Source organism: Streptomyces musisoli (assembly GCF_016741855.1).
GTDB lineage: Bacteria > Actinomycetota > Actinomycetes > Streptomycetales > Streptomycetaceae > Streptomyces > Streptomyces musisoli.
This window is the reverse complement of the sequence record NZ_JAERRH010000002.1, coordinates 142,134-158,828: the sequence shown is the minus strand read 5'-3', so window position 1 is coordinate 158,828 and position 16,695 is coordinate 142,134. Positions and strand designations below refer to the sequence as shown.

The window sequence follows — 16,695 nt, the reverse complement described above, 5'->3', positions numbered from 1 at the left end:
ACAACCTCTGACAAGGTGGTCGAAGCACTACGGGCTTCGCTGAAGGAGAACGAACGGCTCAGGAAGGCGGCCGCGGCCGCGACCGAGCCGATAGCGATCGTCGGGATGGGCTGCCGGTACCCGGCCGGGGTGACCTCCCCCGAGGAGCTGTGGGAGCTGGTCGTGGACGGCCGCGACGCGGTCTCCGGGTTTCCCGCGGACCGCGGCTGGGACCTGGCGTCGCTGTTCTCCGACGACCCCGACCGGCCCGGGACGTCGTACACCCGTGAGGGCGGATTCCTGCACGACGCGGCGGAGTTCGACGCCGGGTTCTTCGGGATCTCCCCGCGGGAGGCGCTCGCCATGGACCCGCAGCAGCGGCTGCTGCTGGAGACGTCCTGGGAGGCGGCGGAGCGGGCCGGACTCGATCCGCGGACGCTGCGCGGCAGCCGTACCGGGGTCTTCGCGGGGGTGATGTACCACGAGTACGGCGCCCGGCCCGGTCTGCCGACCGAGGAGGTGGAGGGCTACCTCGGCACCGGCAGCGCGGGCAGCGTCGCCTCCGGACGGATCTCGTACACCCTGGGCCTGGAGGGCCCCGCCGTCACGGTGGACACCGCGTGCTCCTCCTCGCTGGTGGCGCTGCACCTCGCCGTGCAGGCGCTGCGCCGGGGCGAGTGCTCGCTGGCCTTCGCCGGCGGGGTGACGGTGATGTCGACCCCGTCGACGTTCGTGGAGTTCAGCCGGCAGCGCGGGCTGGCCCCGGACGGCCGGTGCAAGTCCTTCGCCGACGCGGCGGACGGCGCCGGCTGGAGCGAGGGCGCCGGGGTGCTGCTGCTGGAGCGGCTCTCCGACGCGCGGCGCAACGGCCGGCGGATCCTCGCGGTGGTGCGCGGCAGCGCGGTCAACCAGGACGGCGCGAGCAGCGGGCTGACCGCGCCGAACGGGCCGTCGCAGCAGCGGGTGATCCGGCAGGCGCTGGACGACGCGGGCCTCACCACCGCGGACATCGATGTGATCGAGGGCCACGGCACCGGCACCCCGCTCGGCGATCCGATGGAGGCCCAGGCCATCCTGGCGACCTTCGGCGCGGAGCGGGAACGCCCGCTGTGGCTGGGCTCGGTGAAGTCCAACATCGGACACACCCAGGCGGCCGCCGGGATCGCCGGGGTCATCAAGATGGTGCTGGCGCTGCGCCACGAGGTGCTCCCCCGGACCCTGCACGTCGACCGGCCCTCGTCCCGGGTGGACTGGTCGGCGGGCGCGGTGGAGCTGCTGACGGAGAACCGGCCGTGGCCGGACCCGGGCCGGCCGCGGCGCGCCGGGGTGTCGTCCTTCGGCATCAGCGGCACCAACGCCCATGTGGTGGTGGAGGCGGCGCCCGCCGCCGAGCAGGACGCGGACCCCGTACGGCCCTCACCGGCCCCGGACCGCGCGCTGCCGTGGGTCGTCTCGGGCCACAGCGAGGAGGCGCTGCGGGCGCAGGCCGAGCGGCTGCGCCGGCATCTCGCGGACCACCGCGACGCGCACCTCGCCGATGTGGCGTACGCGCTGGCCACGACACGCACGGCGTTCGACCACCGGGCGGTCGTCGTGGCCGCGGACCGGGCGGAGCTGGACCAGGGCCTGCGCCGGCTCGCGAACGGCGAACCGCCCGCCGTCGGGGCGCGCGGCACGGTGTCGGGGGGCCGGCTGGCGGTGCTGTTCACCGGTCAGGGCGCGCAGCGCGTGGGCATGGGCCGCGCGTGGTACGCCCAGTACCCGGTGTTCGCGCAGGCCTTCGACGCGGTGTGCGCGGAGCTGGACCGGCACCTGGACCGGCCGCTGCGCGAAGTGGTCATGGGCGCGCCGGGCACCGAGGGCCTGCTGGACGAGACCGGCTGGACCCAGTCGGCGCTGTTCGCGGTCGAGGTGGCGCTGTACCGGCTGGTGGAGTCCTGGGGTGTACGCGCGGACCTGCTGTCCGGCCACTCCGTCGGCGAGCTGGCCGCGGCGCATGTCGCCGGGGTGCTGTCCCTGGCGGACGCGGCCCTCCTGGCCGCGGCCCGGGGCCGCCTGATGCAGGCGCTGCCGCGCGGCGGGGCGATGACCGCGGTGCAGGCGAGCGCGCAGGAGGTGGCCCCGTTGCTGGCCGAACGAGACGGCCGCGCCGGGCTCGCCGCGGTCAACGGCCCGTCGTCCGTGGTGGTCGCGGGTGACGAGGACGCGGTGACCGAGGTGGCCGCGCACTTCGCCGGGCTGGGCCGCAGCACCAAGCGGCTGCGGGTCAGCCACGCCTTCCACTCGCACCGCATGGACGCCATGGTGGCGGAGTTCGAGGAGGTGGTCCGGGGGGTGACCCTGCGCGCCCCGGAGATCCCGCTGGTGTCCGCGCTGACCGGGACCCTGGTGTCGGCGGAGGAGGTGTGCAGCCCCGCGTACTGGGCCCGGCACGCCCGGGAGACGGTGCGGTTCCTCGACGCCGTGCGCACGCTGGAGGCCGAGGGGGCCGGTACGTTCCTGGAGCTCGGCCCGGACGCGGTGCTCGCGGCCATGGCCCAGGAGTGCGTCACCGGCGAGGGCGCCGTGTTCGCCGCGGCGGCCCACCGCGACACGCCGGAGCAGCAGACGCTGCCGGCGGCGCTGGGCGCGCTGTACGCGCGCGGTGTCGCGGTGGACTGGCCGGCGGTGTTCGCCGGTACCGGCGCCCGGCCGGTCGAGCTGCCGACGTACGCGTTCCAGCGCGAGCGGTACTGGCTGGCGGCGGAGGCGGCGGACCCGCTGCCCGCGCTGGTGGACGACCACCGCTACCGCCTCGACTGGGCGGCCCTGGACGCGGTCGCGGGCCCGGGCCGGCTGTCCGGCCGGTGGCTGCTCGTGTCCCCCGAGGGCGCGGACCACGCCGACGCCCTGGCGGCGGCGGTGCGGGCGGCCTGCGAAGGAGCCGGTGCGGACGAGGTACGCCACCTGGCCCTCACCGCCAGGGACGCGACCGACCGCTCGGCACTGGCCGCCCGGCTGCGCGGGATCGCGGCCGAGGGTCCGCCGGCCGGGGTGCTGTCCCTGCTGGCACTGGACGAACGGCCCCTGTCCGCACCGGGGTCGGCCGCCGCCGGACACTCCGCCCCGGCCCAGGGGCTGGCCGCCACCGTCGTGCTGACGCAGGCGCTGGACGACGCCGCGATCGACGCCCCGCTGTGGCACTTGACCCAGGGCGCGGTGGCGGTCGGCGCCGATCCGGTGCGGCATCCGGCGCAGGCGGCCGTGTGGGGGCTGGGCAGGGTGGCGGCGCTCGAACGGCCGGACCGCACCGGCGGCCTGGTCGACCTGCCGGAGCTGCTCGACGAGGCCGCGCTGCGGCGCCTGACCGGTGTCCTCGCAGACCCCGGCGAGGAGACCCAGCTGGCCGTCCGCGCCACCGCCGTCCACGGCTGCCGGCTGGTGCGCGCACCGCTGGCGCAGACGCCGGTACGGCGTACCTGGCGGCCGGCCGGAGCCGCGCTGGTGACCGGCGGCACGGGTGCGCTCGGTGCGCAGGTGGCCCGCTGGCTGGCCGCCCGGGGCGTGCCCCACCTGCTGCTGCTCAGCCGGCGCGGCCCCGACGCCCCCGGGGTGGCCGAGCTGACGGCCGAACTCAAGGAACTCGGCAGCGAGGTGACCGTCGCCGCCTGCGACCTCGCCGACCGGGACGCGCTGCGCCGGGCCGTCGCGGCGCTGCCCGCGGAGCACCCGGTGACCACGGTCGTCCACGCGGCGGGCGACATCCAGCGGGAGAAGCCGCTGGCCGAGTGCTCGCTCACGGGGATTGCCGAGGTGCTGTCCGGCAAGGTCGAAGGGGCCCGGAACCTGGACGCCGTCTTCGACGGGGGCCCCGGCCGTTCCCCCGACGCGTTCGTGCTGTTCTCCTCCGGCGCCGGGCTGTGGGGCAACGTCGGCCAGGCGGCCTACGCGGCGGCCAACGCCTTCCTGGACGCGCTGGCGAGCGAGCGCCGCGCCCGGGGGCTGGCCGCGACCTCGGTGGCGTGGGGTGCGTGGGACGGCGGTGGCATGGCGGCCGCCGAGGGCGCGGGCGAGCTGCTGCGCGAGCGCGGCGTGCCGCTGATGGCACCGGAGACGGCGTTGGCGGGACTCCAGGCGGCCCTCGACCGCGACGAGACCCTCACGGCCTTCGCCGGCATCGACTGGGAGCGGTTCGCGCCTGCGTACAGCCTGACCCGGTCCCGGGCGCTGCTGGCCGCCCTGCCCGACGCGCGGCGCGCCGTGCAGGGCGGGACGGCGCCCGACGGGGCGGACGCCGCCCTGCGGGAGCGGCTCGCGGGGCTGGCCGAGGACGAGCAGGACCGGCTGCTGCTGGAGCTGGTGCGCGACCGGGCGGCCGCCGCCCTCGGGCACCGCTCGGCCGAACAGGTCCGCGCCACGCAGGCGTTCAAGGACCTCGGCTTCGACTCGATGGCGTCGCTGACCCTGCGCAACCGGCTCGCTGAGGCCACCGGTCTCGCCCTGCCCACCACGGTGGTCTTCGACCATGCCACCCCGGCCGCGCTGGCCCGGCATCTGCGCGAGCAACTGCGGCCCGACGCCGCCGGGGCGGAGGCGGTGCTCGCCGAGGTGGACTCGTGGGCGGCGGCCGTGGAGGCGCTGGAGCCCGACACCGAGGCGCACGGCCGGGTCGTCGCCCGGCTGCGCTCGCTGCTGTGGAAGTGGGACCGGTCCGGCGCGGGCGCCGCGACGGGGCCGGCCGACGACGCCCTGGACCTCGCCAGTGACGAGGAGATCTTCGACATCGTCGACAAGGAGCTGGGAATCTCGTGACGACCTCAGAGGACAAACTCCGGCAGTATCTGAAGCTCGTCACCACCGAGCTGCGCCAGACCCGGGCCCGGCTCGAGGACACCGAGGAGCAGCGGTACGAGCCCGTGGCCATCGTCGCCATGGGGTGCCGCTTCCCCGGGGACGTCGAGTCCCCGGAGGACCTGTGGCGGCTGGTCGCCGACGGCACCGACGCGGTCACCGGACTGCCGGAGGACCGCAACTGGGACCTGGCGGGTCTGTACGACCCGGAGCCGGGCCGGCCGGGCAAGAGCTACGCCCGGGAGGGGGCCTTCCTGCGCGACCCGGCGGGCTTCGACGCCGAGTTCTTCGGCATCAACCCGCGTGAGGCACTGGCGACCGACCCCCAGCAGCGGCTCTGGCTGGAGATCGTGTGGGAGGCGCTGGAGCGCGCCGGAATCGTCCCGGAGAGCCTGCGCGGCAGCCGGGCCGGGGTCTTCGTCGGGCTGACGCACCAGGGGTACGCGTTCCCTACCCGGGCGGACGAGGCCGACGAGGTGGCCGGCTACCGGCTGACCGGCAGCACCGCGGCCGTGGCGGCCGGACGCACCTCCTATGTGCTCGGGCTGACCGGCCCGGCGGTGACCATCGACACCGCGTGCTCCTCCTCGCTGGTGGCGCTGCACCAGGCGTGTCACGCGCTGCGCTCCGGGGAGTGCTCGCTGGCGCTGGCCGGCGGGGTGACGGTGATGTCCACCCCGAACGCCTTCGTGGAGTTCAGCCGGCAGGGCGGGCTGGCCGCGGACGGCCGATGCAAGTCGTTCGCCGCGGCGGCCGACGGCACCGGCTGGGGCGAGGGCGCCGGCGTGCTGGTGCTGGAGCGGCTGTCGGACGCACGGCGCAACGGCCATCCGGTGCTCGCCGTGATCCGCGGCTCCGCCGTCAACCACGGGGGCGCCGGCAACGGGCTGACGGCCCCCAACGGCCCCTCCCAGCGCCGCCTGATCGAGGAGGCCCTGGCCGGCGCCCGGCTGACGCCCGCCGACGTGGACGCGGTCGAGGCGCACGGGACGGGGACCACGCTGGGCGATCCGATCGAGGCGCAGGCGCTGCTCGCGACCTACGGTCAGGGGCGTCCGGCGGACCGTCCGCTGTGGCTGGGCTCCGTGAAGTCGAACATCGGCCACACCCAGGCGGCCTCGGGCGTGGCCGGGGTGATCAAGATGGTGATGGCGCTGCGGCACGGCGTGCTGCCGCGCACGCTGCACGTGGACGAGCCCACCCCGCACGTGGACTGGTCGGCCGGCGCGGTGCGGCTGCTGACACAGGACCGGGAGTGGCCGGCGTCGGACCGTCCGCGCCGCGCGGGTGTCTCGTCCTTCGGCGTCAGCGGCACCAACGCCCATGTCATCGTGGAGCAGGCACCGCAGGAGGAGCCCGCCCCGGAGCCCGCGGTCAGCCCCTCCGCCTCCGACCAGGACGTGGTGCTGCCCTGGCTGCTGTCCGCCCGGAGCGCGCAGGCGCTGCGCGCGCAGGCGGCCCGGCTCGCCGCGTACGCCGAGGCCCGTCCGGAGGTGTCCGCCGCGGACATCGGCCGGGCCCTCGCCACCACCCGGTCCGTCTTCGCGCACCGCGCGGTGGTGGTCGGCGGTGACCGCGGCGAGCTGGTGAAGGGGCTGGTGGCGGTGGACCGGGGCGAGGAGTCCCCGGCGGTGGTGTGCGGCCGTACCCGGGACGACCGGGACGACACCGGGGCCCCGGCCGGGCGGGAGCGGACGGTGTTCGTCTTCCCCGGCCAGGGCTCGCAGTTCGCGGGCATGGCCGCGGGTCTGCTGGAGTCCGAGCCGGTGTTCCGGGCGACCGTCGAGAAGTGCGCGGCGGCACTGGCACCGCATGTGGACTGGTCGCTGCTGGACGTGCTGCGCGGCGAGGCCGGGGCCGACTGGCTGGAGCGGGTGGACGTCGTCCAGCCGGCGCTGTTCGCGGTGATGGTGTCGCTGGCCGCGCTGTGGCGGTCGGTGGGCGTGGAGCCGGACGCGGTGGTCGGCCACTCGCAGGGTGAGATCGCCGCCGCGTGTGTGGCGGACGTGCTGTCGCTACAGGACGCGGCACGGGTGGTGGCCGTGCGCAGCAAGGCGCTGCGGGCGCTGGCCGGCCGCGGCGGCATGGTGACGGTCGCGCTCGGCGAGGAGGAGGCCGCGGCGCGCATCGCGCCGTGGGCCGGCCGGCTGTCGGTGGCCGCGGTCAACAGCCCTTCCTCGGTGGTGGTCTCCGGCGACGGGGACGCCCTGGAGGAGCTGCTGGCCGGATGCGCCGAGAACGGGGTGCGGGCCCGCCGGATCCCGGTGGACTACGCCTCGCACTCCCCGCAGGTCGAGGAGGTGCGCGAGGACCTGCTGGCGGCGCTGGCCGGGATCGAGCACAACACCCCGCGGGTGGCGTTCTGTTCGACGGTGACCGGGACCTTCCTGGACGCCGGTGAGCTGGACGCCGGGTACTGGTACCGCAATCTGCGCCGGCCGGTGCGGCTGGCGCAGGTGACCCAGGCCCTGGCGGCCGACGGCTACGGGGTGTTCCTGGAGGTCAGCCCGCACCCGGTACTGACCGTCCCGCTCCAGGAGACAATGGAGGAGGCTGAGGTGCCCGGCGTGCTGGTCGCCGGGACGCTGCGCCGGGACGACGGCGGGCGGGCCGGTTTCCTGCGCGCGGCGGGCGGGCTGTTCGTGCACGGCGTTCCGGTCGACTGGGCACGGCTGTTCCCGGAGGACGGCGGGGCCCGGCACCCGGTGGACCTGCCGACGTACGCCTTCCAGCGGCAGCACTACTGGCTGGACGACCGGGACGCGGGCGCGGACGTCACGGCGGCGGGGCTCGCCCCGGGCGGCCATCCGCTGGTCGGGGCGGTCGTCGCCGCGGCCACCGGTCAGGGGCTGGTGCTCAGCGGGCGCCTCTCGGTCCGCACCCATCCGTGGCTCGCCGACCACGCGGTGCACGGCTCGGTGCTGCTGCCCGGTACCGCCTTCCTCGAACTGGCGCTGTACGCGGGCCGGCTGCTCGATGCGGGGCGGGTGCAGGAGCTGACCGTCGAGGCTCCGCTGACGCTGAGCGAGGACGGCGAGGTGACGCTTCAGCTGGTGGCCGACCGCCGTGCGGACGGGGCGGGCTGGACCGTGGGCGTGCACTCCAGGACCGGGGACGACGAGCCCTGGACCCGGCACGCGTCCGGGGTCCTCACCGAGGACGGGCCCGCGCCCGCCGCCGGGTCCGCGGCCTGGCCGCCGCCGGGCGCCGTCCCGGTCGACGTGCGCGACCACTACCTCCGGCTGGCCGACCGCGGGTACGCGTACGGGCCGGCCTTCCAGGGGCTGGCCGCCGCCTGGCGGCTGGGCGACTCCGTGCTCGCCGAGGTACGGCCGGACGCGGAGAACCTGGCCGACGCCGAGGCCTTCGGCCTGCACCCGGCGCTGCTGGACGCGGCCCTGCACGCCGTCGCCTTCACCGTCGGGAACGGGGCGGAGCCGGGGCCGGCGCTGCTGCCGTTCGCCTGGAGCGATGTCTCGCTGCACGCCGTCGGGGCGGGAGCGGTGCGGGCGGTGCTGTCCCCGGCGGGCAAGGACGCCGTGACGGTCGCCCTCTTCGACGCGGCCGGGCTGCCGGTGGCCACGGTGGGCTCCCTCGCCCTGCGCCCGGTCGACCCCGAACGGCTGGCCGCCGCCTCCGCGTCCGGTCACGACGGGCTGTTCCGCCTGGGCTGGCCGGCCGCACCAACCGCCGGGGACACGGGCGACACCGCGCCGGAGGACTGGGCCCTGGTGGGTCCCGGCCTCGACGAGGTCGCGGCCGCGCTTCCCGGCGTACGGCACCGCGCCGATCTGGCGGCCCTGGGCGCCGGCGTCGGCGCGGACGGGACCGCACCGGGCACGGTGCTGGTGTCCTGCGTGCCGGGCCCCGCCGACGCGGGGGACGTGCACGGCGTGGCGGCGCGGGCACTGGGGCTGGTGCGGGAGTTCCTCGCCGACGAACGGCTCCTGGCGGCGCGGCTGGTGGTGCTGACCCGGGGCGCGGTCGCGGCGGACGCCACGGACGTCCCGGACCCCGCGCAGGCGGCGGTCTGGGGGCTCGTACGGACCGCGCAGACCGAACACCCCGGCCGGTTCGTGCTGGTGGACCTCGACGGCGCCGGAGCGGTGGCCGGGCAGCCGGCCGCCGCGCTGGCCACCGGCGAGCCGCAGCTCGCCGTGCGCGCGGGCGAGGTCCGGGTGCCGCGGCTCGCGCGGGCCGGCGGGCCGGAGCGGCACTCCGCCGCGCGGCCCTCCTTCACCGGCGGAACCGTCCTGATCACCGGCGGCACCGGGCTGCTCGGCGGGCTGCTGGCCCGTCATCTGGTCACCCGGTACGCGGCAGAGCAGCTGCTGCTGGTGAGCCGTCGGGGCCCGGCCGCGCCGGGCGCCGCGGAGCTGGTGGCGGAGCTGGCCGCGCTCGGGGCCACGGCCGAGGCCGTCGCCTGCGACGTGACCGACCGGGACGCGCTGGCCGCGGTGCTCGACCGGATCCCGGCCGCGCATCCGCTGACCGCCGTGATCCACGCGGCCGGCGTGCTGGACGACGCGGTGGTGACCGATGTGACCCCGGACCGGCTGGACCGCGTCCTCGGGCCCAAGACCGACGCGGCCGGGCATCTGGACGCGCTGACCCGCGGGCTGGACCTGTCGGCGTTCGTGCTGTTCTCGTCGGCCTCCGGAACCCTCGGCACGGCCGCGCAGGGGGCGTACGCCGCGGCCAACGCCGCGCTGGACGCGCTGGCGCAGCGCCGCCGCGCGAGCGGACTGCCCGCCACCTCGCTGGCCTGGGGATTCTGGGCGCAGCAGAGCGGGATGACCGGGCATCTCGGCGAGCTGGACCTGGCCCGGATCGCACGGTCCGGGATGCGCCCGCTGACCTCCGAGGAGGGGCTGGCGCTGTTCGACCGGGCACTGGCGGCCGGTGACCCGGTGCTGGCACCGCTGCGGATCGACACCGCGGCGCTGCGGGCCCGGGCCGCCGCCTCCGACACGGTGCCGGCGGTGCTGCGCGCCCTGGCCGGTCCCGCGGTGCGCCGGGCGGCGGCCGCAGGACCCGGCGGTGCGCGCCCGGCGGAGCAGCCGGCGCTCGCGGGCCTTGCGGAGCTGCCGGCCGAGGAACGGGCGCGGGCGCTGCTGGAGCTGGTGCGGACCACGGTGGCGGCGGTGCTGGGCCACCGCTCCCCCGACGAGGTGCCGGAGACCCGCGGCTTCGTGGAGATGGGCTTCGACTCTCTGACCGCGGTCGAGCTGCGCAACCGGCTCGCCGCCGCCCTCGGCCGGCGCCTGCCGACCACCCTTGTCTTCGACCACCCCACGCCCCGCGCCGTCGCCCGGCAGCTGGGCACGCTGCTGGCCCCGGCCGCGGCGGTGGACGGGGGCGACGTCCTGGCCGGCCTCGACCGGCTGGCGGCCGGGCTGCGCGCCGCGGAAGAGGGCGGCGAGATGCGCGAGCGAGCGGTGGCGCGGCTGTCGGAGCTGCTGGCCGAGCTGACCGGCGGCGCCGCGGCCGACGCGGGGCCGGGGCTCGACAGCGCCACCGACGAGGAGCTCTTCGACTTGGTCGACAACCGGTTCAGCAATGCCAATTGACGAGCGTGATCAGCGTGACCAGCCGTCGTGCCGGCTGTCGGGAAGGTAGTGGAACGCATGGCGGACGAGAACAAGCTCCGCGAATATCTCAAGCGGGCGATCGCGGAGGGGCAGCAGACGCGGCAGCGCCTGGACGAGGTGGAGGCCAGGGCCCGGGAACCGATCGCGGTGGTCTCCATGGCCTGCCGGTTCCCGGGGGGCGCCACCGGCCCCGAGGAGCTGTGGCGGCTGGTCGCCGACGGCCGTGACACGCTCTCCGGGCTGCCCGCCGACCGGGGCTGGGACCTGGACCGGCTGCTCGGCGACGCCGACGGGCCGGGCAGGTCGCACGCCGGGGTGGGCGGCTTCCTGTACGACGCCGCGGACTTCGACCCGGAGTTCTTCGGGATCAGCCCGCGCGAGGCGCTGGCGATGGACCCCCAGCAGCGGCTGGTGCTGGAGCTGGCCTGGGAGGTCATGGAGCGGGCCCGGATCGCCCCGGACTCGCTGCGCGGCAGCCGGACCGGGGTCTTCCTCGGGGTGATGTACAGCGACTACGGCAGCCGGGTCACCGAGGCCCCGGAGGCGCTGGAGGGATATCTCGGCAACGGCAGCGCGGGCAGCGTCGCCTCCGGCCGGCTGGCGTACACCTTCGGGCTGGAGGGCCCGGCGGTGACGGTGGACACCGCGTGCTCCTCCTCGCTGGTGGCGCTGCATCTGGCAGGCAACGCGCTGCGCAACGGGGAATGTTCGCTGGCGCTGGCCGGCGGGGTGACGGTGATGTCCACCCCCGGCGTGTTCGTCGAGTTCAGCCGGCAGGGCGGGCTGGCCGCGGACGGCCGGTGCAAGTCGTTCGCCGCGGCGGCCGACGGCACCGGCTGGGGCGAGGGCGCCGGCGTGCTGGTGCTGGAGCGGCTGTCGGACGCACGGCGCAACGGCCATCCGGTGCTCGCCGTGATCCGCGGCTCCGCCGTCAACCAGGACGGCGCGAGCAGTGGCCTGACCGTGCCTAACGGCCCCTCCCAGCAGCGGGTCATCCGGGCGGCGCTGGACCGGGCCAGGCTGTCGCCGGCGGACGTCGACGCCGTCGAGGCGCACGGCACCGGCACCCGGCTCGGCGACCCGATCGAGGCGCAGGCGCTGCTCGCGACCTACGGTCAGGGGCGTCCGGCGGACCGTCCGCTGTGGCTGGGCTCGGTGAAGTCGAACATCGGCCACACCCAGGCGGCGGCCGGTGTCGCCGGGGTGATCAAGATGGTGATGGCGCTGCGGCACGGCGTGCTGCCGCGCACGCTGCACGTGGACGAGCCCACCCCGCACGTGGACTGGTCGGCCGGCGCGGTGCGGCTGCTGACGGAGGAACAGCCCTGGCCCGGCTCCGACCGTCCGCGCCGCGCAGGCGTGTCGTCCTTCGGCGTCAGCGGCACCAACGCCCATGTGGTGCTGGAGCAGGCACCGCAGGAGGAGCCCGCCCCGGAGCCCGCGGTCAGCCCCTCCGCCTCCGACCAGGACGTGGTGCTGCCCTGGCTGCTGTCCGCCCGGAGCGAGGAGGCGCTGCGCGAGCAGGCGGCCCGGCTGGTGGCGCATCTCGGCGCGCGGCCGGACGAGCGGCCCGTCGACACCGCCTGGTCGCTGAGCCGGCGCGCGGTGCTCGACCACCGTGCGGTCGTGGTGGCCCGGTACCGGGACGAGGTGCGCCGGTCACTGCGGACGCTCGCGGACGGCGGCACCGCGCCCGGCCTGGTGCGGGGAACGGCCGGCGGTGCGGGTCTCGCCTTCCTGTTCACCGGCCAGGGCAGCCAGCGCCGGGAGATGGGCCAGGAACTGTACGCCGCGTTCCCGGCGTTCGCCGATGCGCTGGACACCGTGTCGGAGGCGCTCGACGCCCATCTGGACCGTCCGCTGAAGGAGGTCGTCGCCGGCGGCGCGGACGCGGACGGCCTGCTGGACGAGACCGCGTACGCGCAGCCCGCGCTGTTCGCCTTCGAGGTGGCGCTGTTCCGGCTGCTCGAACAGTGGGGTGTGCGCCCGGACTTCGTCGCCGGCCACTCGGTCGGCGAACTGGCCGCGGCGCACGCCGTGGGGGTGCTGTCCCTGCCGGACGCCGCGCTGCTGGTGGCCGAGCGGGGCCGGCTGATGCAGCAGATGCCGTCGGGCGGTGCGATGATCGCGGTCCAGGCCGCCGAGGAGGAGGTGCTGCCGTATCTGGCGGACTTCCACGGCAGGGTCGCCGTCGCGGCGGTCAACGGGCCGTCCTCGGTGGTGCTCAGCGGCGATCTGGCCGCGGTCGAGGAGACGGCGCGGATGTTCGGCGCGCGCGGCCGCAAGACCCGGCGGCTGACGGTGAGCCACGCCTTCCACTCGGCGCACATGGACGGGATGCTGGACGCCTTCCGGGAGGTGGCGCGGGGCCTTGAGTTCCGGCCGCCGCGGATCCCGCTGGTGTCCACCCTGACCGGGGCCGTGGCCACCGCGGAGGAGCTGCGTTCGCCCGACTACTGGGTGCGCCATGCGCGCGGCTCGGTGCGGTTCCTGGACGCCGTGCGCACCCTGGAGGCCCGGGGTGCCGGGAAGTTCCTGGAGCTGGGTCCGGACGGTGTGCTGACGGCGATGGCGCAGAGCTGCCTCACGGCACAGGGCGCGGTGTCGGCGGCGACCGCACGCGCCGGCCGCTCGGAGACGGAGACGCTGGTCGCGGCCGTGTCCCGGATGCACGCGCACGGCGCGCCGGTGGACTGGGAGGCGTACTTCGCGGGCACCGGGCCCCGGCCGGTCGACCTGCCCACCTATCCGTTCCAGCGGCGGCGGTTCTGGCTGGACCCGGCCGCGGACAAGGCGGCGGGACAGCCGGACCTCGCGGGTCTGCGCGCGGTGGACCACGCCCTGCTGCGGGCCGCGGTGGAGCTGCCGACCGGGGACGGGATCCTGTTCACCGGCCGGCTGTCCGCGGCTGAGCACCCCTGGCTCGCCGACCACACGGTGCTCGGCGCCCCGCTGCTGCCCGGTACCGCCCTGGTGGACCTGGCGCTGGCGGCCGGCCGGGAGGCGGGGCTGCCGGAGCTGGAGGAGCTGACCCTTCAGGCGCCGCTGGTCCTGGACGGGGACGGCGCCGTGACCGTCCAGGTCTTCCTCGGCCCGGCCGACGAATCGGGGCGCCGTCCGGTGAGCATCCACTCGGCCGCCGGGGACGCGGCGTCGGCACAGCCGCCGGTGCGGCACGCCACCGGTGTCCTCGGCGCCCCGGCCACCGGGGAGCCGGAACCGCTCGCGGTGTGGCCGCCCGAGGGCACCGACGCGATCGGGGTGGCGGACCTGTACGACGATCTCGCCGCCGCGGGCCTGGGCTACGGCCCGGTGTTCCGCGGGCTGCGCGCGGCGTGGCGGCGCGGTGCGGAGGTGTTCGCCGAGGTGGCGCTCCCCGCCGAGGGCGCGGGTGGCACCGACGGCTTCGGTGTGCATCCGGCGCTGCTGGACGCGGCCCTGCACGGGGCCGGTCTGGGCGGTCTGGTCGAGGGCGGGGGCGAGGCGCGGGTGCCGTTCTCCTGGAACGGCGTGGCGCTGCATCGCACCGGGGCCGCGCGGCTGCGCGTCAGGCTGGCGCCGGCCGGGACCGACGGGGTCGCGGTGACGGCCGCCGACGAGGAGGGGCGGCCGGTGGCCTCGGTGCGGTCCCTGGTGCTGCGGCCGGTCTCGCCGGAGCAGATCCGGGCCGCGGGCGGAATACGGCGCGATGTGCTGTTCCGGCTCGACTGGCCGCGCCTCGAAGAGCAGCTGACGCAGGACCAGGACGCGGCCCCGGTGCGGCGCTGTGCGGTGCTGGGCACGGACGGCGACGGACCGGCGGCGCGGTGGGCGGCCGGGCTCGAGGCCGCCGGTGTCGAGGTCGTCCGGGTGGGCGATCCGGCGCAGTGGGGCGAGCCGGTGCCGGACGCCGTCGTCGTGGCCGTGCACACGCCGACGGCCACCGAGGTGACCGGGGCGGAGTGGAACGCCGTACACGAGGCGCTCGCGGCGGCCCAGGCGTGCCTCGCGGACCCGCGCTTCGCCGGTGCCCGGCTGGCGTTCGTGACCGAGGGCGCGGTGGCGGCCGTCGGCGGGGACACCGTCCCGGCGCCGGCGCAGGCGGCCGTGTGGGGGCTGATCCGGTCCGCGCAGACGGAGAACCCGGGCCGTTTCGTGCTCATCGACATGGACGCTGCCGAGGAGTCGCCGCGCGCGCTGGCCGCGGCGCTCGGCAGCGGCGAACCCCAGCTGGCGATCCGCGCCGGCGCGCTCACGGTCCCCCGGCTCGCCCGTGTCCCGGTACCCACCGCGCCGGAGCAACTCACGGACCCGGACGGCGGCACACCTCGGGGCACCGCCCCGCACCGGCCGGGGCCGGACCCGGAGGGCACCGTGCTGGTGACCGGCGGCACCGGTGGGCTCGGCGCCCAAGTGGCGCGGCGGCTGGCCGTCCGGCACGGGGTACGGCATCTGCTGCTGGCGAGCCGGCGTGGTCCGGCGGCCGAGGGCGCCGCCGAACTGGCCGACGAACTGACCGCGCTGGGTGCCCGGGTGACCGTCGCAGCCTGCGACGTGGCCGACCGGGAGGCGCTGGCCCGACTGCTGGCGGACATCCCCGCCGCGCATCCGCTGACCGCCGTGGTGCACACCGCCGGGGTCCTGGACGACGGGGTGCTCACCTCGCTGACCCCGGAGCGGCTGGACGCGGTGCTGCGGGCCAAGGCGGACTCCGCGGCCCATCTGCACGAGCTGACCCGCGACGCCCGGCTCTCGGCGTTCGTCCTGTTCTCCTCGGCGTCCGGGGTGCTGGGCGCCGCGGGGCAGGGCAACTACGCCGCCGCGAACGCCTGGCTCGACGCCCTGGCGCAGCACCGGGCCGCGCGCGGGCTGCCCGGGGTCTCGCTGGCCTGGGGCCCGTGGGAGGAAGGGCAGGGCGGCATGACCGCCACGCTGGACCGGGGCGAGCTGGCCCGGTTCGCGCGCACGGGTATCGCCGCCCTCCCCGCCGACCAGGCGCTCACGCTGTTCGACGCGGTCTGGGCGGGCGAGGACCCGCTGCTGGTGCCGATGCGCCTGGACACCGCGGTGCTGCGCGGCAGCGCGGGCGGCACGGACATACCGGCCGCGCTGCGCGGACTGGTGCCCCCGGCGCGGCGCCGGCCGGCCCCGGCCGCCCGGCCGCTCGCCGAGCTGGCCGGGGAGGAGCGGGCCGCGGCGCTGCGCGAGCTGGTGCGGGCGCGCGCGGCCGGGGTGCTCGGCCACGCCGCCCCGGAGGAGTTCGACGACAGCCGGCCGTTCCTGGAGTCCGGATTCGACTCGCTGACCGCGGTGGAACTGCGCAACGCGCTCGGCGAGGCGACGGGCCTCCGGCTGCCCGCCACGGTGGTGTTCGACAGCGGCACCCCCGAGGCGCTCGCCGTCCGGCTGGGCGAGCTGCTGGACGCCGCCCGGCCCGGCGGGGACGGGGCCGGCGCCGCGCCGCAGGACACCATCGACGCCCTCTACCGGCAGGCCTGTGCCGAGGACCGGATCGGCGAGGCGAACGAGTTCCTGATGGCCGCCTCCAGGCTGCGTCCGGCGTTCACCGCCGACCGTGCGCAGGCCGCCGTCCTGGAGCCGCTGCGCCTGGCCACCGGTCCCGAGGAGCCCGCGCTGATCTGCTTCCCGAGCGTCGGCGCGTCGTCGAGCCCGTTGCAGTACGCGCGGTTCGCCACCGCGCTGGACGGGGTGCGCACGGTGTCGGTGCTGCCGGTGCCGGGCTTCGTCGCGGACGAGCCGGTGCCCGCCGACTTCACCGCCATGGTGCAGACCCAGGCCGAGGCGGTGCTGCGCTGCGCGGGCGAGGCGCCGTTCGTCCTGGTCGGCTACTCCTCGGGCGGCTGGCTGGCCAACGCGGTGGCGGGACGGCTGGAGCGCCAGGGCCGTGGTCCGTCGGCCGTGGTGCTGCTGGATACCTACTTCGTCGACAGCAGTCTGCCGGCGATCCAGCCGGCCCTCACCCGGGGCATGTTCGACCGGGAGGACGTGTTCGGCCGGATCGACCATGTCCGGTGGACCGCGATGGGCGCGTATCTGCGGCTGTTCGCCGACTTCACCCCGTCCGCCACGCAGGCGCCGACCGTGCTGGTCCAGGCCTCGGACCCGATGCCGGCCGCGGACGACGCGGCACCGTGGCCCGGCCCCGGGGAACGGACCCTGGCCTTCCCCATGGCCGTACGGCCGGTGCCGGGCGACCACTTCACGATCGTGGAGGACGCCGCCGAAGCGGTCGCGCACGCGGTGCACGACTGGCTCACCTCGAACTGACACCACGTCAATCCGAACGACGAGAGAG

The 16,695-nt window shown here is 76.7% G+C and carries 3 protein-coding genes; all 3 read left to right on the top strand.

Annotated elements, in window-relative coordinates; genetic code table 11:
* Positions 1-15: 15 nt before the first annotated feature.
* The 3 genes from JK361_RS04760 to JK361_RS04750 are packed head-to-tail and all read left to right on the top strand — an operon-like array spanning position 16 to position 16,667.
* Positions 16-4,770, top strand: coding sequence for a type I polyketide synthase (locus JK361_RS04760; protein ID WP_372448692.1), 4,755 nt, complete (start codon positions 16-18; stop codon positions 4,768-4,770).
* Complete coding sequence (locus tag JK361_RS04755; RefSeq protein WP_201814380.1) at positions 4,767-10,379, top strand: type I polyketide synthase; 5,613 nt, start codon at positions 4,767-4,769, stop codon at positions 10,377-10,379. The genes JK361_RS04760 and JK361_RS04755 overlap by 4 nt, the downstream gene beginning before the upstream one ends.
* Before the next feature lie 57 nt (positions 10,380-10,436).
* Positions 10,437-16,667 (top strand): type I polyketide synthase, encoded by a 6,231-nt coding sequence (locus JK361_RS04750; protein WP_201814379.1) that lies wholly within the window; start codon positions 10,437-10,439, stop codon positions 16,665-16,667.
* Positions 16,668-16,695 lie beyond the last annotated feature (28 nt).

What these genes read in the sequence shown, in the direction of transcription:
- JK361_RS04750 (WP_201814379.1), top strand. Translation starts at nt 10,437, where the DNA reads ATGGCGGACGAGAACAAGCTCCGCGAATATCTCAAGCGGGCGATCGCG.